The sequence below is a fragment of the Acinetobacter sp. YH12152 genome, from assembly GCF_013418285.1.
In the GTDB taxonomy this organism is placed as follows: domain Bacteria; phylum Pseudomonadota; class Gammaproteobacteria; order Pseudomonadales; family Moraxellaceae; genus Acinetobacter; species Acinetobacter amyesii.
In genome coordinates this window covers 24,232-45,718 of sequence record NZ_VPCH01000007.1, presented here as the reverse complement: position 1 = coordinate 45,718, position 21,487 = coordinate 24,232, and the positions used below count along the sequence as shown (strand labels likewise).

General features: G+C 42.2%; 20 protein-coding genes. 6 read left to right on the top strand and 14 right to left on the bottom strand.

Annotated features, from left to right (window positions below; all coding sequences use genetic code 11):
- The first annotated feature begins 44 nt into the window (after nucleotides 1-44).
- Nucleotides 45-941: a LysR family transcriptional regulator gene (locus FTU83_RS03985; RefSeq protein ID WP_180105730.1), complete on the top strand. Its 897-nt coding sequence runs from the start codon at nucleotides 45-47 to the stop codon at nucleotides 939-941.
- Nucleotides 942-984: 43 nt separating this feature from the next.
- Here FTU83_RS03985 and FTU83_RS03980 read toward each other — a convergent pair whose 3' ends face one another.
- On the bottom strand, nucleotides 985-4,098 hold the full coding sequence (locus FTU83_RS03980) for a DNA translocase FtsK (protein WP_180105708.1): 3,114 nt from the start codon (nucleotides 4,096-4,098) through the stop codon (nucleotides 985-987).
- Nucleotides 4,099-4,351: 253 nt separating this feature from the next.
- On the opposite strand from FTU83_RS03980, the gene trxB reads away from it, so the two are divergent.
- The 3 genes from trxB to FTU83_RS03965 all read left to right on the top strand — a co-directional run bounded on the left by trxB (nucleotide 4,352) and on the right by FTU83_RS03965 (nucleotide 6,984).
- Nucleotides 4,352-5,305 (top strand): thioredoxin-disulfide reductase, encoded by a 954-nt coding sequence (gene trxB, locus FTU83_RS03975; RefSeq protein WP_180105707.1) that lies wholly within the window; start codon nucleotides 4,352-4,354, stop codon nucleotides 5,303-5,305.
- A 110-nt stretch (nucleotides 5,306-5,415) separates the two neighbouring features.
- The gene (aat, locus tag FTU83_RS03970) at nucleotides 5,416-6,147 is read left to right on the top strand and encodes a leucyl/phenylalanyl-tRNA--protein transferase (protein ID WP_180105706.1); all 732 of its coding nucleotides are present in this window, start codon (nucleotides 5,416-5,418) and stop codon (nucleotides 6,145-6,147) included.
- 21 nt (nucleotides 6,148-6,168) lie between these two features.
- The gene (locus FTU83_RS03965) at nucleotides 6,169-6,984 is read left to right on the top strand and encodes an arginyltransferase (protein ID WP_180105705.1); all 816 of its coding nucleotides are present in this window, start codon (nucleotides 6,169-6,171) and stop codon (nucleotides 6,982-6,984) included.
- 85 nt (nucleotides 6,985-7,069) lie between these two features.
- Here the strand turns inward: FTU83_RS03965 and rimI are convergent, their stop codons facing one another.
- The 7 genes from rimI to FTU83_RS03930 form a co-directional block, all read right to left on the bottom strand.
- Nucleotides 7,070-7,528, bottom strand: a complete 459-nt coding sequence (rimI, locus tag FTU83_RS03960) for a ribosomal protein S18-alanine N-acetyltransferase (RefSeq protein WP_180008207.1) — start codon at nucleotides 7,526-7,528, stop codon at nucleotides 7,070-7,072.
- A 117-nt stretch (nucleotides 7,529-7,645) separates the two neighbouring features.
- Nucleotides 7,646-8,527 (bottom strand): metal-dependent hydrolase, encoded by an 882-nt coding sequence (locus FTU83_RS03955; protein WP_180063871.1) that lies wholly within the window; start codon nucleotides 8,525-8,527, stop codon nucleotides 7,646-7,648.
- Between the two features lie 215 nt (nucleotides 8,528-8,742).
- Complete coding sequence (gene tuf, locus FTU83_RS03950) at nucleotides 8,743-9,933, bottom strand: elongation factor Tu (protein ID WP_180002848.1); 1,191 nt, start codon at nucleotides 9,931-9,933, stop codon at nucleotides 8,743-8,745.
- 93 nt (nucleotides 9,934-10,026) lie between these two features.
- The gene (fusA, locus tag FTU83_RS03945; RefSeq protein ID WP_180004228.1) at nucleotides 10,027-12,162 is read right to left on the bottom strand and encodes an elongation factor G; all 2,136 of its coding nucleotides are present in this window, start codon (nucleotides 12,160-12,162) and stop codon (nucleotides 10,027-10,029) included.
- 131 nt (nucleotides 12,163-12,293) lie between these two features.
- Nucleotides 12,294-12,764 (bottom strand): 30S ribosomal protein S7, encoded by a 471-nt coding sequence (gene rpsG, locus FTU83_RS03940; RefSeq protein WP_005011815.1) that lies wholly within the window; start codon nucleotides 12,762-12,764, stop codon nucleotides 12,294-12,296.
- Between the two features lie 178 nt (nucleotides 12,765-12,942).
- The gene (gene rpsL, locus FTU83_RS03935; RefSeq protein WP_000246374.1) at nucleotides 12,943-13,317 is read right to left on the bottom strand and encodes a 30S ribosomal protein S12; all 375 of its coding nucleotides are present in this window, start codon (nucleotides 13,315-13,317) and stop codon (nucleotides 12,943-12,945) included.
- A 155-nt stretch (nucleotides 13,318-13,472) separates the two neighbouring features.
- A complete protein-coding gene (locus tag FTU83_RS03930; protein WP_180105704.1) occupies nucleotides 13,473-14,933 on the bottom strand; it encodes an EcsC family protein in 1,461 nt (486 codons plus the stop codon).
- Nucleotides 14,934-15,206: 273 nt separating this feature from the next.
- On the opposite strand from FTU83_RS03930, the gene FTU83_RS03925 reads away from it, so the two are divergent.
- Nucleotides 15,207-16,436 (top strand): beta-ketoacyl synthase N-terminal-like domain-containing protein, encoded by a 1,230-nt coding sequence (locus FTU83_RS03925; RefSeq protein WP_180105703.1) that lies wholly within the window; start codon nucleotides 15,207-15,209, stop codon nucleotides 16,434-16,436.
- Between the two features lie 68 nt (nucleotides 16,437-16,504).
- Nucleotides 16,505-16,957, top strand: a complete 453-nt coding sequence (hemJ, locus tag FTU83_RS03920) for a protoporphyrinogen oxidase HemJ (protein WP_180105702.1) — start codon at nucleotides 16,505-16,507, stop codon at nucleotides 16,955-16,957.
- A gap of 69 nt (nucleotides 16,958-17,026) precedes the next feature.
- Here hemJ and FTU83_RS03915 read toward each other — a convergent pair whose 3' ends face one another.
- From FTU83_RS03915 to rpmF, 6 genes are all read right to left on the bottom strand, one after another.
- On the bottom strand, nucleotides 17,027-18,289 hold the full coding sequence (locus tag FTU83_RS03915) for a hypothetical protein (protein WP_180105701.1): 1,263 nt from the start codon (nucleotides 18,287-18,289) through the stop codon (nucleotides 17,027-17,029).
- Between the two features lie 108 nt (nucleotides 18,290-18,397).
- Nucleotides 18,398-18,871 (bottom strand): peptidoglycan-binding protein LysM, encoded by a 474-nt coding sequence (gene lysM / locus FTU83_RS03910; protein WP_180008199.1) that lies wholly within the window; start codon nucleotides 18,869-18,871, stop codon nucleotides 18,398-18,400.
- A gap of 191 nt (nucleotides 18,872-19,062) precedes the next feature.
- Entirely contained in the window at nucleotides 19,063-19,299 is a 237-nt protein-coding gene (gene acpP, locus FTU83_RS03905) for an acyl carrier protein (RefSeq protein WP_078190054.1), read from the bottom strand.
- A gap of 85 nt (nucleotides 19,300-19,384) precedes the next feature.
- Nucleotides 19,385-20,119 carry a 3-oxoacyl-ACP reductase FabG gene (gene fabG / locus FTU83_RS03900; RefSeq protein WP_180105700.1) on the bottom strand — a complete coding sequence of 245 codons (735 nt, stop codon included), beginning with the start codon at nucleotides 20,117-20,119 and terminating at the stop codon, nucleotides 19,385-19,387.
- Nucleotides 20,116-21,096, bottom strand: coding sequence for an ACP S-malonyltransferase (gene fabD / locus FTU83_RS03895; protein ID WP_180008195.1), 981 nt, complete (start codon nucleotides 21,094-21,096; stop codon nucleotides 20,116-20,118). Before fabD ends, fabG begins: the two co-directional genes overlap by 4 nt.
- 205 nt (nucleotides 21,097-21,301) lie before the next feature.
- The gene (gene rpmF, locus FTU83_RS03890) at nucleotides 21,302-21,484 is read right to left on the bottom strand and encodes a 50S ribosomal protein L32 (RefSeq protein ID WP_004279227.1); all 183 of its coding nucleotides are present in this window, start codon (nucleotides 21,482-21,484) and stop codon (nucleotides 21,302-21,304) included.
- Nucleotides 21,485-21,487 lie beyond the last annotated feature (3 nt).

Below are 21,487 nucleotides of genomic sequence, written 5' to 3'. Positions count from 1 at the left end.
ATCCTCATCTAGACTCATAACAAAATGAGTAATTACTCATGGCAATGACATTTTCTCAGCTTGAAATCTTTATTAAAGTCGCAGAACAACAAAGCTTTACTCTCGCTGCTCGACAGCTGGGAATTACTCAGTCAGCTATCTCTCATGCCCTAAAGTGTTTAGAACAACATTGGAATGTCAGCTTATTTAGCCGTGAACAAGGCGAAATTAGCCTGACTCATATTGGTCAGCAGTTATTACTGCATGCTAAAGAAGTCATCAATACCGCACAAATCATGCAACAAGAAGTGCATGCCGCACATGGTATTCAACAAGGAACGCTGAGAATTGGCTCTTTTGGTTCTTCTAGTTCGATTCATCTGCTTCCAGAGCTATTAAAGGCATATAGAGAGCGCTATCCGCACATTGAGATCTATGTCGAAGAAGGTACCGATGCAGAAGTGTCTCGTTGGATTTCTGAACGTCAGATTGATGTGGGTTTTGCCGTACTCCCTAAGCCGCAGCTGTTCACCTTCCCGTTAATTCAAGACATTTTCATTGCCTTGATTCCAGATAGTTATTCAGTTTCCAAACACAGTCATTTAAATATCCAAGACCTGCAAAATTACCCCTTTATTATGACCCGTGCGGGCAGCCAGTCCCATGTCGAAAAACTGCTTAAACAACACCACATACAACCTAAAATCACCTATCAAATGTCGCAACTGTTAACCATTTTAAATATGGTGAATTTACAGGAAGGGATTGCTATCGTTGCAGATATGGCGATGCCTGCTGAGCTGTTGGCATTGCATCCACATGTGGTCAAACGTCCACTCTTTCCAAATACCCAACGGCAAATTGGACTCGCCGTAAAAAATCAAAAACTCATGAGCCCTGCCTGCAAAGCCTTTATCGAACTGGCCCAGTCCATGTTCTACCAAGATGAGTTCTCAATCTAAAAATAAAAAAAAACCTGCCGAAGCAGGTTTTTTGTTTTAGAACTTAGACCAAGATATCTCGTTTGCCATTTGGCCCCATCCCACTGACGATGCCATTTTCTTCCATCTGATCAATAATCCGTGCTGCACGGTTATAGCCGAGACTGAATTTACGCTGTAAAGATGAGGTCGATGCTTTACGTGTTTCCAAAACGAAACTAACACATTGATCATACAGCGCATCACGGTCTGATCCGCCATCACCATCTTCAAAACCGCGAGATGTCGGCTCTTCATCATAAGGCGTGAGGATTTCATCGACATAATTCGGTTCACCGCGCTCACGCCATGCATCACAAATACGGTTCACTTCATCGTCTGAAATAAACGCGCCATGCACCCGCTCAGGTTCAATTTTACCCGGTCCGAGGAACAACATATCACCATGACCCAGTAAGTCTTCTGCACCACCAGCATCTAAGATAGTACGTGAATCCAGTTTACTGTTGACACGTAGCGCAGCACGGGTTGGAATATTGGCTTTGATCAAACCTGTTACTACATCTACGGTTGGACGCTGTGTCGCCAACAGCAAATGAATCCCTGCCGCACGTGATTTTTGTGCAAGACGGGTAATCATTTCTTCAGCTTTTTTACCCACTTGCATGATCATGTCGGCAAATTCATCGGCAACAATTACGATCAACGGCATCGGCTGTAAACGTGGCGCACGACTTTGGGTTGCAGAGTCATCTGGCTTCCAAGTTGGATCGATGAGATCTTCACCATTGGCCATTGCTTCTTCAATTTTGCGGTTAAAGTCAGTCAGCTTACGCACTTTCATCAAAGACATCAGCTTATAACGACGCTCCATTTCATTGACACACCAGTTCAATGCACTCACCGCATCTTTCATGTCAGTTACAACAGGCGTTAATAAATGTGGAATATCGTTATAGTTGGCAAGTTCCAACTGTTTCGGGTCAATCATAATAAGTCGCAGTTGCTCAGGTGTATATTTCAACAACATCGACAACAACATGGCATTAACTGCGACTGACTTACCAGAACCCGTGGTACCTGCCACCAACATATGCGGTGCTTTCGCCAAATCGGCCAAGACAGGATTACCCGAAATATCTTTACCCATCGCCATACTAAGTAAGGCATTTGGATCACGGTATGCCGGCGTTTCTAACAGCTCAATAAGACGAACCATTTCACGTGAACTATTTGGGACTTCAATCCCGATATACGGTTTACCCGGAATGACTTCCACCACACGTACAGAGGCCATAGACATCGAACGTGCCAAGTCACGTGAAATATTGGTCACTTTCGACGCTTTCACACCAGGTGCTAAATCAAGTTCAAAACGTGTTACGACTGGTCCCGGCTGCGCCTCTACAACTTTGGCTTTGACATTAAACTCTTGCAGTTTAATTTCTAAAAGTTCAGACAAGCGAGACAATTGCTCTGCAGTGAAATTGACTTTCTTGTTCGGATCAACCGGATCTAAGATTTCCAAGCCCGGCAAAGTCGGTAAATCCAAGCGTTTTTGTGCCACTTGCATCGCACGTGACATTGGACGACCAGAGGCATCGGTTAAAGGCGCATCAAAGTCAAAATCATCTTCGAGATCTAAATCGATGTCTTCAGGCTTACCTGCTGTTTCTTGCCACACTTCACGGAAAGCATCTTTATTCGAGCTGATTAAGGCTTTTTCATCGTCAGATACAAAAGTCTGTGGCTGCGTATTGATTTCAGCACGAACCAAAGGCGTTGATTGCGCATAACTACTGGTTGTACGAACCGGTTGTGACTGTTCTATCGCTCGCTCTGCTTCTTCAACCAGCAAATCATCGAGATCATTAAATTCAGTTTCAGCACTGATATTTTTTTGTGTGGTCAGCGGTGTAATCTGTGCAGCAGCTACACCTAAACCTGCAAGTGTGGCAGCAGCACCTGTAGCAAAGTCATTTGAATGCGTTGCAGGACTTTCACTTTGCGCTGTATTAAATGGGCTATGCACATCAGTCGCTGTTTTACCATTTGGAACAGCGGCTAACAGCTCATCGAAGATCTCATCATCATCCCAATCCACTGATTTTTTAGCAGGTTGCACCGCTTCTGTCGGAGAAGTCGAATGCACATCCGCTGCTTTGTTGAAATATTCAGTTTGATTGGCAGGCTGCTCTTCTTCTGCAGCTTTCAGTAAAGCATCAATATCTTGTTTGTGGCGTTGGTCATCATTGGAATGTAATGCGCGCCAAACTTCACCTGTTGCAACAACACGTTGTTGATCTTGTTCAAGCTGATGCACTTTCGCCAAGGTATGTTCAAAATCTTCATCAGATGGCGTAGCAGTCTCTGCCAAATCTACCGCAGATGAATGCTGTGCGTTCCATTCTTTGTCTGCCCATTCTTTATCGGCAATATCATCAAATAAACGTTCAGCGACGCGATCACGTACCACAGGATCGACATCGACCGCATGATGTTCGTCGGCTGGTGTTACTGGTGCAACCACTTTTGATGCATGCGCAGCAGCACTATCTTTTTTAGTCGTTGGTACTGTACGGTCAAATGCGGTGTCGCCTTCAGGCACATTGCGATAGAACAAATCTTGCAGATAAGCTGGTGTGGATTTCATGGTTGCCCATGTCTTATTCCACTTGATGCCAAAGGCCAAAGTGAACAACATGATCCAAAATGCAATAAGAAATATTGCTGCACCATAGACCGTTAATATTTGTTCAAGACTTTGACCCAGTTCATAGCCAATGATCCCGCCCGATGCATTTTCTAAAGTATCTTCAGGGACATTCCAAAACAGGAAAAGTAAACTTGAAGTTGCCAGTAAAATAAAGAACTGAGCGGCATAGCGAAATGGACGGTTTAGAAAACTACGTGGCCACCACACTTGAATTGCTTCGAGAAATAAATAGACAGGTATCAGCAGACTTGCCCAACCTAAAAATCCATAGAGTAAATCAGCGATCCATGCACCTGCGACGCCGCTGGCATTTGAAACTTGCTGAGTATCACTGGATAAATGCATCCATCCCGGATCAAATGGCGTATATGTGACTGTTGCAAGGAACAGATATATCCCAAATGAAACAAGGAATAAAGTCATTATTAAGCGCTGTGCATATGCACCCGACACCGCTGTCATATACGTTCCTGTAACCAATTCTTCATGAATGTTTTTGTCATTACCCACAACAAAAATGGGCTGAATCTAAACCTGTTATTATGCACCTGTTCAATAAAAAAGATGCAAGATAATTTAAGTATAGTTGTTAACTTTCTTCTATATAGCTCAAAACGATTTCGATGATCAATAATATCGACTTTAATCTCACACAATCGTTTCAAACTTTGACGTATAATTCCACAAATTATCATATAAAAAAAGGATTCTACGGATGAGCGCTCGTCACTCACGTCTAATTATTTTAGGTTCTGGTCCTGCAGGTTATAGCGCTGCGGTATACGCTGCCCGTGCGAACCTGAAACCGACACTCATCGCAGGTATTCAATTAGGCGGTCAATTGACTACAACGACAGAAGTAGACAACTGGCCAGGTGGTGCAGAAGGCTTAACTGGCCCTGCCCTAATGGAACAAATGCAATCACATGCTGAGCGTTTTGGCACAGAAATCGTGTATGACCATATCAATGAAGTTGACCTTAATGTTCGTCCGTTCGTACTTAAAGGCGATATGGAAGAGTTCACTTGTGATGCATTGATTATTTGTACAGGTGCAACTGCACAATATTTAGGTCTTGAATCAGAAGCTGCTTTCATGGGTCAAGGCGTGAGTGCATGTGCAACATGTGACGGGTTCTTCTACAAAAACCAAAAAGTTATGGTTGTCGGCGGCGGTAATACTGCTGTGGAAGAAGCACTTTATCTTTCAAACATTGCTTCTCATGTCACTTTAGTACACCGTCGTGACTCTTTACGTTCAGAGAAGATTCTGCAAGATCATCTTTTTGCAAAAGAAAAAGAAGGTAAAATCAGCATCATCTGGAATCACCAAGTGGATGAAGTGATTGGTGATACGACGGGTGTGACTTCTGTACGTATTAAATCTACGCAAGATGATTCAACTCAAAATGTTGATGTCACTGGTATGTTTGTGGCTATTGGTCACAAACCAAACAGCGGTATTTTTGAAGGTCAATTGAACTTACGTGATGGCTACATCCAAGTTCAAAGTGGCACAGCGGGTAACGCAACACAAACGTCTATTCCGGGTGTATTTGCTGCGGGTGATATTGCCGATAGTATCTACCGTCAAGCGATTACTTCTGCAGGTTCAGGCTGTATGGCTGCACTCGATGCTGAAAAATACCTTGATGCACTCGGCGAATAATCTTTTGCTTAAGTCATTTGCTTAGCTAAATAGTTTTAAAAATTAGCCGACCTGATGGTCGGCTTTTTTATGTATGATAAATATCCGTGTACCTCAATAAGAAGCTTGGCATGCCGATACTCCCTCCTTCTGAATTTACTTTCCCCGATCCAGTTGAATGCGATCCTGATGGTGAAGGCTTAATTTGCATCGGTGCTGACCTCTCTCCTTCCACATTGTTTGAAGCCTATAGCCATGGTCTTTTCCCGTGGTTTAGTGAAGGTGATCCGATTTGTTGGTGGTGTCCTGAACCCCGCTGCATTATTCGACCGCAGGACTATCGTCCGAGCAAATCCTTATTACGCACAATGAAAAAAATGGACTATAAGATCACCATTAATCGTGCGTTTGAAACTGTGATTCTCTCATGTTCACTGCCACGTAGTTATGTCAATGAAACATGGATTTCAGAAGATATCATTCAGGGATATTCTTCGCTATTTGAAGCAGGCTATGCTTATAGCATTGAAGTTTGGGAAAATGAGACTGTTGTCGGAGGCCTCTATGGCGTCAATATTGGCCATGGCTGCTTTGGTGAGTCTATGTTCAGTACACGAACAGATGTCTCTAAAATGGCGTTTTACACCTTAATGCTCATCGGGCAAGAGAATCAGTTGCCATGGATTGATTGCCAATTGGTCAACGATCACCTCTTAAGCTTAGGTGCGAGTACACTTTCTCGCCAACAATACCTTAATTCGTTACAAGATGTTGTTAAACAACCCTCTATCGATTGGAAAAAGTATCAGGACAGTGTATTTTCAAGTAAAACAATAGCGCAATGGGCGAGTCTCAGCGCATGACAATAAAAGAGGGATATTACGATGAATTCCTATCAACCAAAGTCCCTGTTGAACGAATTACAGTACTACATCACGCCTCCGCATGATTGTAGCTACTTAGAAAATAAATCTGCTCGGATGGTCTTTTTGGACCCGGTCCATCGTATTGATGTGGTCACGTTATCCGAACTTTCCCGCATGGGTTTTCGTCGTAGTGGTGATTTTGTCTATCGCCCTGAATGTCATCTTTGTCGCCAATGTTTGTCCTCTCGCGTTCCTGTTCATGAATTTCAAATGAACAGCGTGCAAAAAAAAGCGTGGAAACGGAATCAAGATTTAACGGTGAAAATTAGCCGCCCTCAAGATGCCGATGCAAAGCATTATGCGCTGTACGAACGCTACATTAATGAGCGGCATGCTGATGGTGATATGTACCCACCTAGCCAAGATCAATTTGAAAAATTTTTAATTAATAGCTGTACTGACAGTTTCTTTTTAGAGCTGTGGTTAGATGAGCAACTGATCAGCGTATCTACCTGTGATCCACTCGATGATGGTATTTCAGCGGTATATACCTTTTTTGATCCTGATGAAAGCCGTCGCTCACTAGGTACTTTTGCCATTCTGAAACAAATCGAGCATGCGCAAAAGCTTGGACTGCAATATGTCTACTTGGGCTATTGGGTACCCGATTCGAAAAAAATGAATTATAAATCTCAGTATATTCCACTGGAACTTCTGCTTGATGGACAATGGCGTCGACTCAACCGACCACTGACCCAAGAAGAAATCAGCCAACTGGGGGATTCCCTGATGACCACCTTACCTTCCGGCTGGAACAATCCTATTATTAAATAAAAGGGATCAAACAAAAGATATTCAATAAAATAGCATCCGTTTATTCACGAATGCTTACTTTAAATCTGATTACGCTTCACCGCTTTTATTTAAATAAAGCTGCAAAATCATCACTACAAGCCTTCACCATAATAATGGCGTGCTCACGAGTTCCATCGGCATTTGGATAATAATTCTTTCGCAAATCGATTTGGTGAAAATCAGCTTTTTCATATAAACGGATTGCAGGTTGATTACCTTCACGAACTTCCAAGAAGATTTGAATGGGATTATTTTTGAGTAAGGCTATAGATTCATCGAGTAATTGAAAACCTAATCCTTTGCCTTGCTGGCTCGGATCGATCGCCATTAACAATAAATTTGCTTCATCTAAAACGGGTTGTAAAATGCAAAATCCAACAACTTTTCCTTGTCGCTCAATCACCGTACTTTGATAGGCAGCAATCGATTCTTGAAATTGTTTTAAGGTCCAAGGATGGCTTTGTACGCGGCGCTCGATATCGTAAACCTGCTGTACATCAGCGTCTTGCATCAAACGAATCATCTTCGTTTATCTTTCTATAGCTAGGGTATGCGCATTATAAAAAGTTTGCTTCTAAAGTTGAATAAAAAAAAGAGCGATTTACATCGCCCTTCTCAAAAAGTCACCACAGCGCTGTGATTAGAGACCCAAATATGCTTTCCACGTTTTTAACAAACCTGAAGTATCTAAATCATTCGGGTGAAAACCTGGTTTAAAATACATCAACATTTCTTTACCCATACCAGTGATGATGCCTTTTGAAGGGCTATAACCATAGGTATAAATATCTTTTAATGCTTCAAAATTAAGCTTGTTATCTTCTTTTAATAAACGAGCAACAAAGTAGCTTTGTACGAAGAATAAAGTCACCATTGCGCCAATCAATGAACCTGTACGGAGTGCGTAGGCCTTAATTCCCTGACCAAAGACACCTTCAAAAACATCATAAGCCACGGCTTTATGTTCATTTTCTTCAATCGCATGCCACAACCACATATTTTTCATGGTTTCATCTGTCATTAAGGCTTGAATATGTGGGTTAACCAATAACTGTGAAGCGATGGTTGCAGTGAAATGCTCAAGTGCCGTAGTTGCGGTTAGATCCACCATTTCTTGAGTGATACCAACAGGTTTACCAATACGTGCAAAGACTTTGCGCACGCCTTGGATAACTCGACCCGTTGCCTTATCAAGCGTTTCGACATCATGACCGTATTTTTGTGCAGAAGCATTGAAGCCTTCATGCTCTTGCGTATGCATCGCTTCCTGACCAATGAAAGCACTAATTTCTTTCTGTAGGGCTTCATTATTTGCGATCGCGGGGTGTTTACGTACTGCACGCACACTATCAATAAAGAACATTTCACCCGCTGGAAATAAAGCAGATAATGCGGTCATAAAATGTGTCAAACCAGCTGAGCCGTTCATCCAGTACTCTGGTACTGCATCAAATTCAAAATTCATGCGACGTACAGGGAAACTTGCACCTGCTCGATTAGTAATCTTTACTTTAGCGTTCATGCCTAACTCCTTTTTTGAGTTATTAAATACTCAAACTTTTTATTGGTTTTCTTGAGTTCATATTACGGTTTTATTGAATTGTTATTATTTCAGTTAAGGACAGTGAATTATCACTAAAGGACAGCTTTCAAAAATATTGTCAGACAATTTTCCTATCATATTGAATAAGCAAAAAAAAGCGCCTCAAAGAGGCGCTTTTTTCACACATTTAGTGATTATGCAGTTACTTTAGAAACTACACCAGCACCAACTGTACGACCACCTTCACGGATCGCGAAGCGTAAGCCAGCGTCCATTGCGATTGGGTGGATTAATTCTACTGACATTTCTACGTTGTCACCAGGCATAACCATTTCTACGCCTTCTTTAAGCGCGATCGCACCAGTTACGTCAGTTGTACGGAAGTAGAACTGTGGACGGTAACCGTTAAGGAATGGAGTGTGACGACCACCTTCGTCTTTAGAAAGTACGTATACTTCTGCGTCGAATTTAGTATGCGGTTTGATTGTACCTGGTTTAGCAAGTACTTGACCACGTTGAACGTCTTCACGTTTAGTACCACGTAGAAGAACACCACAGTTCTCGCCCGCACGACCTTCGTCAAGAAGTTTACGGAACATTTCTACGCCAGTTACAGTTGTTTTAACTGTATCTTTAATACCAACGATTTCAACTTCTTCGCCTACTTTCACGATACCAGTTTCAACACGGCCAGTTACTACTGTACCACGACCTGAAATTGAGAATACGTCTTCGATTGGCATAAGGAATGCTTGGTCGATAGCACGTTCTGGCTCTGGGATGTAAGAGTCAAGAGCTTCAACAAGAGCAACTACAGCATCTTCGCCGTATTGACCAGCTTCACCATTAAGCGCTGCAAGAGCAGAACCACGGATTACTGGAGTATCGTCGCCTGGGAAGTCATAAGTAGAAAGAAGTTCACGAACTTCCATTTCTACTAATTCAAGAAGTTCTTCGTCGTCAACAAGGTCGCATTTGTTTAAGAATACAACGATGTAAGGTACACCTACCTGACGAGAAAGAAGGATGTGTTCACGAGTTTGTGGCATTGGACCATCAGTCGCAGCACATACAAGGATTGCACCATCCATTTGCGCAGCACCAGTAATCATGTTTTTAACATAATCGGCGTGACCTGGGCAGTCTACGTGAGCGTAGTGACGGATTGGAGAATCGTATTCTACGTGTGAAGTATTAATTGTAATACCACGTGCTTTTTCTTCTGGTGCAGAGTCGATTGCAGCGTAATCTTTCGCTTCACCACCGAATTTTTTTGCACATACAGTTGCAATTGCAGCTGTTAAAGTAGTTTTACCGTGGTCGACGTGACCAATTGTACCCACGTTAACGTGTGGCTTATTACGTTCGAACTTAGCCTTAGCCATGAGATCTTCCTTTTTAAACTACTCATGCAGGGATACTGCATGAGCATTTGGTTTTTAACTATGAATTAGTTTGGGCTTATAGTAATCGAAAGATTACTCGTCGTCACCTTTTTTACCGCCAGATTGGAACTTAGCGATGATGCCTTCAGCCACGTTACGTGGTGTTTCAGCGTATTTAGCGAATTCCATAGAATAAGTCGCACGACCTTGAGACATAGAACGCATATGAGTTGCGTAACCAAACATCTCAGAAAGTGGAACTTCTGCACGGATAGCTTTAGTACCACCAGGTAAATCGTCCATACCTTGAACAAGACCACGACGACGGTTTAAGTCACCCATGATATCGCCCATGTAGTCTTCTGGAGTTTCTACTTCAACTTTCATGATTGGTTCAAGCAAGATAGGATCTGCTTTCATGAAACCGTCACGGAATGCGTAAGAACCCGCCATTTTGAACGATAATTCGTCAGAGTCGACGTCATGGTAAGAACCATCGAACAATGTCGCTTTGATGCCAACCACTGGATAACCAGCTAGGACACCATTCTTCATACGTTCTTGGATACCTTTGTCAACCGCACCGAAGAATTCTTTAGGTACTACACCACCTACAACTTCTTCAGCGAACTCGTAATCTTTGCCAGCATCTTCAGCAAGTGGTTCTAAACGTACGTATACGTGACCAAACTTACCTTTACCACCAGTTTGACGTACAAACTTACCTTCTTGTTCAACTGATTTTTTGATCGTTTCACGGTAAGCTACCATTGGTTTACCAATGTTCGCTTCAACGTTGAATTCACGCTTCATACGGTCAACAATAATGTCAAGGTGAAGCTCACCCATACCAGCAATAATTGTTTGACCAGATTCTTCGTCAGTACGTACGCGGAATGAAGGGTCTTCTTTCGCCAAACGACCTAAAGCAACAGACATTTTTTCTTGGTCAGCTTTAGTTTTAGGCTCAACCGCAAGCGCAATTACTGGCTCTGGGAATTCCATACGCTCTAGTGTAATTACATTGTTTTCATCACATAATGTATCACCAGTCGTAGTATCTTTAAGACCTACACATGCTGCGATATCACCCGCACGAATTTCTTCAATATCGTGACGGTCATTTGCGTGCATCTGTACGATACGGCCAACACGTTCGCGCTTCATTTTAACTGGGTTATAGCAAGGGCTACCTGCTTTAAGCACACCAGAGTAAACACGTACGAATGTTAAGTTACCTACAAATTTGTCGTTCATGATTTTGAACGCAAGCGCAGAGAACGGAGCATCATCAGACGCTTCACGAGAACCTTCAGTTTCGTCTTTGTCGTCAAGGATACCTTTAATCGCCTCGACATCAGTCGGCGCAGGTAAGAATTCAATTACAGCATCCAACATACGTTGAACACCTTTGTTTTTGAACGCTGAACCACAAAGCATTGGTTGAATTTCATTCAACAATGTACGTGCACGTAAACCTGAAACGATTTCTTCTTTAGTTAACTCACCTTCTTCAAGGTACTTGTCCATGAGTTCTTCTGATGCTTCCGCAGCAGCTTCAACCATGTTAGTACGCCATTCGTTAGCTAGTTCAACTAATTCAGCAGGGATTTCGCCATATTCAAACTTCATACCTTGAGACGCTTCGTCCCAGATAATCGCTTTCATTTCGATTAGGTCAACAACACCCTGGAAGTTTTCTTCTGCACCGATTGGAACAACGATTGGCACTGGATTACCACCAAGACGTGTTTTAACTTGTTCAACAGCACGGAAGAAGTTCGCACCAGTACGGTCCATTTTGTTCACGAATGCAATACGTGGAACTTTATATTTATTTGCTTGACGCCATACAGTTTCAGACTGAGGTTGTACACCACCTACAGCACAGTAAACCATGCATGCACCGTCAAGAACACGCATAGAACGTTCAACTTCAATAGTGAAGTCTACGTGTCCTGGGGTATCAATTACGTTAATACGGTGCTGTTCGAATTGGTTACCCATCCCTTTCCAGAAGCATGTTACTGCCGCTGAGGTAATAGTAATACCACGTTCTTGCTCTTGTTCCATCCAGTCTGTAGTTGCAGAACCTTCGTGAGTTTCACCAAGTTTGTGGCTCTCACCTGTGTAGAACAAAATACGTTCTGAAGTGGTAGTTTTACCAGCATCAATGTGCGCAGAGATACCAATGTTACGATAACGAGAAATTGGGGTTTGACGAGCCATGATTTCTAGCATTCCTAAATTTTGTTGTTTAAAACAGGACGCTTTAAGCTGCATAGCAACTTAAAGCGATTCGATGACAAAACAGTGACAACTGATTTGTCACCCTCCTGAATAGGGGCTGTTTTATCCGCTTAGAAACGGTAATGAGAGAAGGCTTTGTTGGCTTCAGCCATACGATGCACATCTTCACGTTTTTTGATCGCTGCGCCTTTACCTTCAGCTGCATCAAGCAACTCACCAGCAAGACGTAAAGCCATAGTTTTTTCAGAACGCTTAGCAGCAGCATCTACTAACCAACGCATAGCCAAGGCAGTACGACGGGATGGGCGTACTTCCATAGGCACTTGGTATGTAGCACCACCAACACGGCGTGCTTTTACTTCGACCATAGGACGAACTTTTTCAAGAGTAGTCTCGAAAAATTCAACTGGGTCTACTTTAGATTTTTCTTGAACGCGGTCTAAAGCACCGTAAACGATACTTTCAGCAATAGATTTTTTACCATCTTGCATTACGTGGTTCATGAATTTAGCGATTGTTTGGCTGCTGAACTTAGGATCCGGAAGGATTTCACGGGCAGCAACTACGCGACGTCTTGGCATTTTAATACACCTAATAAATATGACACTTCAGGTTATTCCAGCAGGTGCACAAAGTGTCATGTGCTTTCGCTGGCCTTACTATACGTCGCTTGGAATTTTCACAAAAAATGCAGAAATCAGACAAGCGAGACGATAAAGGATTGCAGTTCTAACGAACTAAGAAGCCAATCTTTTCAGATTATTTCTTAGGACGTTTAGCACCGTATTTAGAACGAGACTGGTTACGATCTTTAACACCAGCACAGTCTAAAGAACCACGAACGGTATGGTAACGTACACCTGGTAAATCTTTAACACGACCACCACGGATAAGAACAACACTGTGCTCTTGTAGGTTATGGCCTTCACCACCGATGTAGCTAGAAACTTCGAAACCTGAAGTTAAGCGAACACGGCAAACTTTACGCATTGCTGAGTTAGGTTTTTTAGGTGTAGTTGTGTAAACACGTGTACAAACACCACGACGTTGTGGACAAGCCTTCAACGCAGGAACTTTAGATTTTTCAACTAAAGTTGTACGACCCTTACGGATCAACTGATTTGTTGTTGCCATTTGGCAATTCTCCCGTTAATAAAAAGCCCCAAAAAATACTACTTTTTGAGGGCATGCAATTGTAAGCGAAGACTTAAAATTGGTCAACAATATACGATCATCGAAAACATTTATTCATCGTGAGTTGCGCAAATTTTCACCCACAAATAAATAGGTTATTTTTCAGAAGAATCTGCTGATTTTTTTGTAACTTTATCTACGGCTGCTGTTTTGGCTTTACGCGGCTTAGCTTTGGGTGCAGCTTTCGCCACAGGGACATCATCATCCTGTACAGCTTCCAACACATCAAACTCATCCGTTTCAGCTAAAGCAGGTTTTTGCGCAGCCACGGGTGCATGAGGCTCAACAACTTTTTCTGCGAGTGCCTCCAAACCTTCTGAGACTTTTTGTTCCTGCGCTACCGCCACTTCGGCTGCATCAGCGGTTTTAGCTTGTGCTTTTTTAGTGACTTTTACTGCGCGGATACTCTCGTGACCTGCAACATCTATGGTTTGATCTAGTACAGGTTCAGCCAAATCGATATCTTTCGCCTTAATGCCTTCTAGTAATTTAGGTGTTGCTTGAGCAAGCAACTCAAGAGAGCGCTCATAGGCATGTAATGGTGACAAGGTGATATCTTGATGCTGCAAAATATATTGGCGCGCATTTGAAAAGACTTGCTGTGCCTTCTGATTCACTTCATCCACCAAACGGCGACTATACACCACACTTACACCAGCACTCGCCACAGGAGATAACCGTGATAGCTGATTTAAAAGTGAAACTTTTGGCATTTGATTGAGCCATGCCCACTTGAACTGACCATTTTCATCCAGTACATATTTTTTCAATGCTGCTGCATCGGTGTCTGAACCCACCAATTGCTGCAACTGATGCAAATCACTATTTTGCAGTGTACTACTCAGGGCTTTAATCGCCATAAGCAAAGTTTGTTTTTCTGCAATTAAACTCAGGTCGACCTGTTTAAAAATAAACTGAACGATATCTTGATCACTTTCTTTACTTAAGTCGAAACCATAAGAACGTCCAACTTGATAAATCACTCGTAAAGTCATAATCAGTGAAGCAGGGATATCAATACTTGAACCGATAACACCTGTCGCACCTGTTAAAGCCCCTTGAATTGAAGCAATCCATTTATTTTGCTCGCCTAAGGCCTGACTAATGCGGCGTGACCGATCGACATCTTGTGTCAACTCTTCTAAATCACGTACCCCAGCTTCATCAAGCACTGCATCTACAGATGAAATATCCGAACTAAAATGATTCAATCGATCAAAAAGATAGTCAGAAATCTTGTCGCTAAATTGAGGGGCAACAAAATTAGCTACATTATTTACGGTATTAAAATGTCGACCGAATAATTGTCTAGAAACATTCGGAACATGTTCACGCAGAATTTGCTGCGGATTATCATATTTTTTCACATCAAATACGCTCATCTGACGTGACTGACCTTCCAAGGTTTGACCATTCTTTTGTGGCTGAATGACCTTAGTTACAGATTCGGGTGCAACATGATTGATAATAGACACCCCTGTAGAACTGAGCTTTTTAGCCACTCCAAAGGCGTTTGAGAGCAGACCAGCCGTTGGTTTATTATTCGTTTTCGCCATTCCCTACCCCATTCAGACTATTCTTGAAATTCTTGATAAATACTAGGTGTAGTCAAACTTTATCACAACTTGAATATGTATCTTTAAGTTAAGTTTTTTGCTGCATCGTTGCAAATTAGCTCAGTCAAAAATAGGCATAGGATTTGCCATAAGAATTCAAAAAGCTTTCTGCTATCATTATTCCAATCAAATTATATGAGTTCGTCTATTTAGAAAGTTTCCTTCGTATACTTTCAATAGCTTGCTCACACACTACCTATAAAGGATCTGTAGATGAAACGTGTTGTAATCACTGGTATGGGCATCAACTCATGCATTGGTAATACATTAGAAGATGTCACTCATTCTTTGCAAAACGGGATTTCTGGAACACGTTTCAACCCAAGTTATGCTGAACTTAATTTCAAAAGTCATGTCAGTGCGGCTGCAGAACAAAACTTTGACGGTATTGACCGCCGCTTAAAACGCTTTATGGGCGTATGCGCAATGTATGCATACAACTCAGCTTTGGCTGCAGTAGAAAATGCAGGCTTAACAGCAGAACAAATTGGTGGTAATCCACGTTACGGTATTGCTGGTGGTTCAGGTGGTGGTTCAACTGCATCTGTTGTTGAAATGAAAGAACTTCTAGACACTAAAGGTGCACGTAAAGTTGGTCCATTCTTTGTACCACGTAACATGACCAACACCATTACTGCAAACGTGGGTGTTGCATTTAAAATGCAAGGTATTGCACACACGATTACTAGCGCATGTGCAACATCTGCCGATGCCATTGGTTATGCATACAACCTGATTCAATTGGGCAAACAGGACTTAATGCTTGCCGGTGGTGGTGAAGAGGACCATTGGTCACAAAGTCTTTTATTTGATGCAATGGGCGCACTTTGTTCAAAATATAATGACACACCAGCGACTGCTTCACGCCCTTACTCTGCTGACCGTGACGGTTTCGTGATCGCAGGTGGTGGTGGCTTCGTTGTACTAGAATCTCTTGAACATGCTCAAGCACGTGGCGCAAACATTTTGGCTGAAGTTGTCGGCTATGCAGCAAACTCAGATGGCGCAGACATGGTTGCACCATCAGGTGAAGGTGCGACTCGTTGTGTCCTGATGGCGCTTGAAGAAGCAAAACAACACGGCGTAGACAAAATTGACTATGTTAATACACATGGTACATCTACTCCGGCTGGTGATGTTACTGAACTTAAAGCGATGGAACGTGCTTTCGGCGAAGGACAAGTTCCTCCGCTCAGCTCGACTAAATCAATGACAGGTCACAGCCTCGGTGCTGCAGGTGTACAAGAAGCGATTTACTCTATTTTGATGATGCAAAATGACTTTATTGCACCAAACATCAACGTGACTGAACTTGATGAAGGTGCAAAACCTTTTGATATCGTACTTGAAAAACGTGATGCAAAATTGAATACTGTGATGAGTAACAGTTTTGGTTTTGGCGGTGTAAACGCTTGCCTCGTTTTCAAAAAATGGGAAGCTTAATATAAAGTTTGCTGCTTTGGCGCTTCGGTGCCAAAGCACACACCCACCGCCCTTTTAAGGGTCAATATATGGATGCTCCATCAGATGCTTTCCTCTGGGTCAAAGCATTGCATATCATCGCAGTTGTTTGCTGGTTCGCAGCGCTATTTTATCTCCCTCGCCTTTTTGTCTACCATGCTATGAGTGAAGATACTACCAGTCATCAGCGCTTTCAAATCATGGAACGCAAGCTATATCGCGGCATTATGTGGCCCGCAATGATTGCTACACTGATCACGGCGCACTTCCTCGTCGATTGGGGTGATGCAACTCGACACTACCATGAAGCGCTTTGGTTCTACCTAAAAGTTGGATTAGTTGGACTATTGGTGATTTATCATTTTGTATGTGGTTATTACCGTAAAAAGCTTATCGAAAATGCACATTATAAATCGCATAAGTTCTGGCGTTATTTTAATGAAATGCCCACTTTGATTTTATTTGCAGTGATCATTTTAGTGGTCGTGAAGCCAAGCTTCTAAACGACTGTAAAAAAGCCCCTACTCATTGGGGCTTTTTTATTTCTATACCAAAATGTTTATATACAAAAACTACAACTGCACACAGCTATCTAAAATATTCCAATTGTGTGCTCTAAATTGCTCACGCGGATACGGCACCTCAGCACACAGCATACCCTCCTTCTTAAAGAAACGTCGGCCGTGGCTATTTTGATTCAACTGCGTTAAATCAGTCGCACCCTGATTCAACAAATTAAAAATCATAATTCGATCATTCAAAATGTGCCCTGCAAGCACATAGCGCTCCCAAGGCACCCCCTCTATATTGGACAAAGTATTGCCCAAATAGTTTTTGATATGCCAAGATGAATACTGTCCCTGTTTTTGACCAGCCTGCATCCTAAACGAATCATAAGAAAGCTCAGATAGCTGTGCCGCCTCTTCATATTGCTTAAACAATTGATTTGCAGTTTGATTTGGCAAATACAACCAATACATAAACGAGGTATTCCAGTCCGATAATTGCTGCACCTGCTTCAACACCGCATATACGCCATAGGCTTCCAATTGCGCTGCTGAGCGCAAACTTAACTGACTGGCACTTAAAGGCTCTAAATAAACAACTTGTCCAGTCTTTAATTGCTCATTACGTATAATTCGAACATAACGTGCCAGCCAGCTTTGAATCAGCATCCTTTCAACCAATGAGATCGGGCGCTCAAGCATCTGCTGCAATCTTTGATATTCAGCCATATATGCATCCAGCTTATCCTCTTTATTTAACGCAATATTGATCTGATAAAGGATCGCCAACTGATTTAAATATTTAAAGTCTGGATATGCGGAATTGCTCGGCATACTTAAACTGCGGTATTGGTCTGCATGCTGCAACCATGTGTTAAAGCGCTGCAACGGCACCTTTTCTTGCTGTATCAGCGCACCGAGCACCTGATGATGCTCAACAACAAATGCGCTAGCTGCCTTAGGATCATCGACCAGCAATTGCTGAAACTCCGCAACTAAATTCGTCTGTTCTTCTGACCACTTTTCACGTGTTAGCTTCGCATTCAATGGCTGGCCCAATACATTCTGATGCTCTTGCCCCAACAAACTAAATGCCCAATCTTGATGATAACGATAGCGCCCAACATTCAATGCCGAAAACCGATCTGCGGCATTCAGCCCAAGCAAGTTAAAATACGGCTCTTGTGTGTAATTTGAATGATAAGAAATTTCAGACTGCTGCCACTTGAGCACCCGAGGATCAATACGCTCATCCCACCGCAGCCAAAGACAAAAACACACAACAACTGCAAGCAACAGCAAGAAAATAAAGATGATTTTTTGTTTCATTGATTTCTTATTTTGAATTATTTCAGCCGCATTATATTCAACTTCACCATTCACGCATACAAAAAAAAGCCATCACAAGATGGCTTTTTTTACTTTAAACACAAATATTTATGCAGGAATACGAAGCACCTGACCTGGGAAAATGTCATCGGCATTTTTTAGCAAAGGACGGTTTGCTTCAAAAATTTTATTGTATTGATTTGCATCACCATAAAATTCTTTAGAAATCTTAGAAAGATTATCGCCTGATTTAACTGTATAAAATTTACTTTCAGGTTCTGGCGTTGCTACAGTCAACTGATCATCCACTTGCGCCACATGATCAATATTCCCTACCGCCAAGATAATCTTTTCACGATCTGCTTGGCTTTGCACCTGACCTTTCACTGTTGCTAGATCTGAAGTCCCGTTATAACTCACAGACAAGCCAGTTACAGGTAAGCCCAGTGCTTTGATATGACCCAATAACTTATTGGCAATTTCTTGTGCAGATGGTTCAGAAGGTGTTGCTGGCGCTGCCTGAGGTTCTGCAGGCGCTGTATTTTTTTTACCAATTCCTTTTACAAAATCAAAAAGACCCATGTTTTTCTCCGTTGTTTTTACTGTTTTAAATAATTTAACTATTGTTCAAACTCTATTTTTATAGCTAAAAAATAACCGCTTTTGAGTTGTTGTTGGTGACAGAAACGTAAGCTAATGTAAAAACAAAATATTCAGCATAAAAAAAGCCACCGAATGGTGGCTTTTTAAATCAGCATCGCTGAAATCTAAAATTAACCTAGTTTCTTAGAAACGTAGTCAATTGCAGATTGTACAGTAGTGATTTCGTTTGAATCTTCATCAGGAATAGTGATGTCGAAATCGTTTTCGAAAGACATAACTAATTCAACTAGGTCTAGAGAGTCTGCACCTAAGTCATCCATGAAAGAAGCTTCATTTTTGATCTCGTCTGCTTTAAGACCAAGTTGTTCAGCTACTGCTTGTTTTACGCGTTGTTCGATATCGCTCACAGGAATTCTCCTCATTGCTTGTGGCGTTTTTAATGCCGTTAGTTTAATTGAATCTAAATCGTTTTGAAAGTTTATACTTGAGCGCTTAGCTCATGTATAAACCACCATTTACATGTATTACAGTTCCGGTTATGTAACTTGCCTTTTCAGAAGCAAGAAAACTTACGGCATTTGCGATATCTTGCGGCTCACCTAAACGGTTTAAAGCCACTTGATCACTCATCTTTTTACGAATTTCTTCGCTTAACTGTTCTGTCATTTCTGTTGCAATAAAGCCCGGAGCCACTGCATTTACAGTGATTTGGCGGCTTCCCATCTCTTTTGCAAGGCTGCGACCAAAGGCCTCAATCCCTGCTTTTGCAGCAGAATAGTTTGCTTGTCCTGGGTTAGCAAAATGTGCAACCACAGAACTAATATTAATAATTCGGCCAAAACGTGCTTTGGTCATACCCTTTAAAACACGTTTAGAAAGTCGATAAACGGCTTTCAAATGAATGTTGAGAATGTCATCCCAATCATCTTCTGACATACGAAGTAACAAATTATCTTTGGTAATACCCGCATTGTTCACTAAAACCAATACAGAACCAAAGTTTTGCTCAATGTCTGATACCAATGCATCAATTGCAGTTGCATCACGTACATCTAAAACTTTACCCGCACCATTTTCAGCAAAAGCTGCAGATAATTTTTCTGCACCCGCTTCTGAAGTTGCAGTACCTACAACAAAATAACCGTCTTGAATCAATTGCTGAGCAATTGCTGCTCCAATCCCTCGGCTCGCACCTGTTACTAAAGCAACTTTGCGTTCTTGTGTCATGCAATTTTCCCTTCTGCCACTAAAATGGCATTCAGTGCATCTTCCATACGACCTTTCGTGTCGAGTGGGAATGCTTTTTCAATATTTGGCAAACGTTTTGCGAGATTCGCAAGGACATTACCCGGACCACATTCAGCAATGTACTGAATACCTTGGTCTTGCAAATACTGCATGGTCTTTGTCCACTGTACAGATTGGTATAACTGTGCAGTTAACGCCTGACGTAATTGCGCTACATCAGTCGCGATTTCAGCGCCTACATTTTGTATTACAGGTATAGTAGGCAGCTCAATGGCAGTTTGTTCCAATGCTGTCGCAAACTGTTCAGCAGCAGGTTTCATCAATGCACAATGCGATGGCACAGAAACCGGAAGTGCGATTGCCTTACCGCCATTTTCTTTAGCAGCAGCCATAACCGCTTCAACCATGGCTTTATCGCCCGCAATGACAACTTGACCTTGTGCATTGTAGTTTGCAGCATCTACTGAACCTTGGCCTTCTGCTTGAGCACAAAGTTCAATGACTTTGGCATCATCTAGACCCAAAATTGCCGCCATTGCACCTTGACCTTCAGGTACAGCACTTTGCATTAACTGACCACGTAGGTTCACCAGTTTAACGGCATCACCTAGGCTCATCGCTCCCGCAGCAACCAAGGCGCTGTATTCACCTAATGAGTGACCTGCAAGGTATTTCGGTGCAACACCACCTAACTCTAACCACACACGCCATAAAGCAATACTGGCAGTCAGTAGTACAGGTTGAGTAAATTCTGTTTGGTTTAACCCTTCACCACTTTGCGCAATTTGCCAAAGATCAAAGCCAACTACTTCTGATGCTTCTGCAAATGTTGCTTGCACACTACTAAACTGTTCTGCAAGTTCAGCGAGCATGCCGACTTTCTGTGACCCTTGACCCGGGAACACGAATGCAGTTTTAGTAGCTTGAGCTGCTTGCTCGAGTTGTTTAGCAGACATAAAAAAATCCTTTATCAAGACTGGTGAATTTATGCTATTTGGACATTTATTCAACACAATCCCATGTAAGCTTGTTTCAGGGACGGAAATTTAACACTTAATTTTTGTCTTGGTAATTGCCAAATGCAACAAAAAATCGGTACAAAAAAAGGGAGCTTAACGCTCCCATTTTTTCTACTAAGCTTGACGCTTAATACATCACCAATTATTCAGCAGATGCTTTAGCGAATAATTGACGACCACGGTAGATACCATCTTTAGATACGTGGTGACGACGGTGAGTCTCGCCAGTAGCTTGGTCTACAGTTAATGCATTCTCGGTTAAAGCGTCATGTGAACGGCGCATGTCACGGCGAGAGCGACTTTTACGGTTTTGCTGAACGGCCATGAT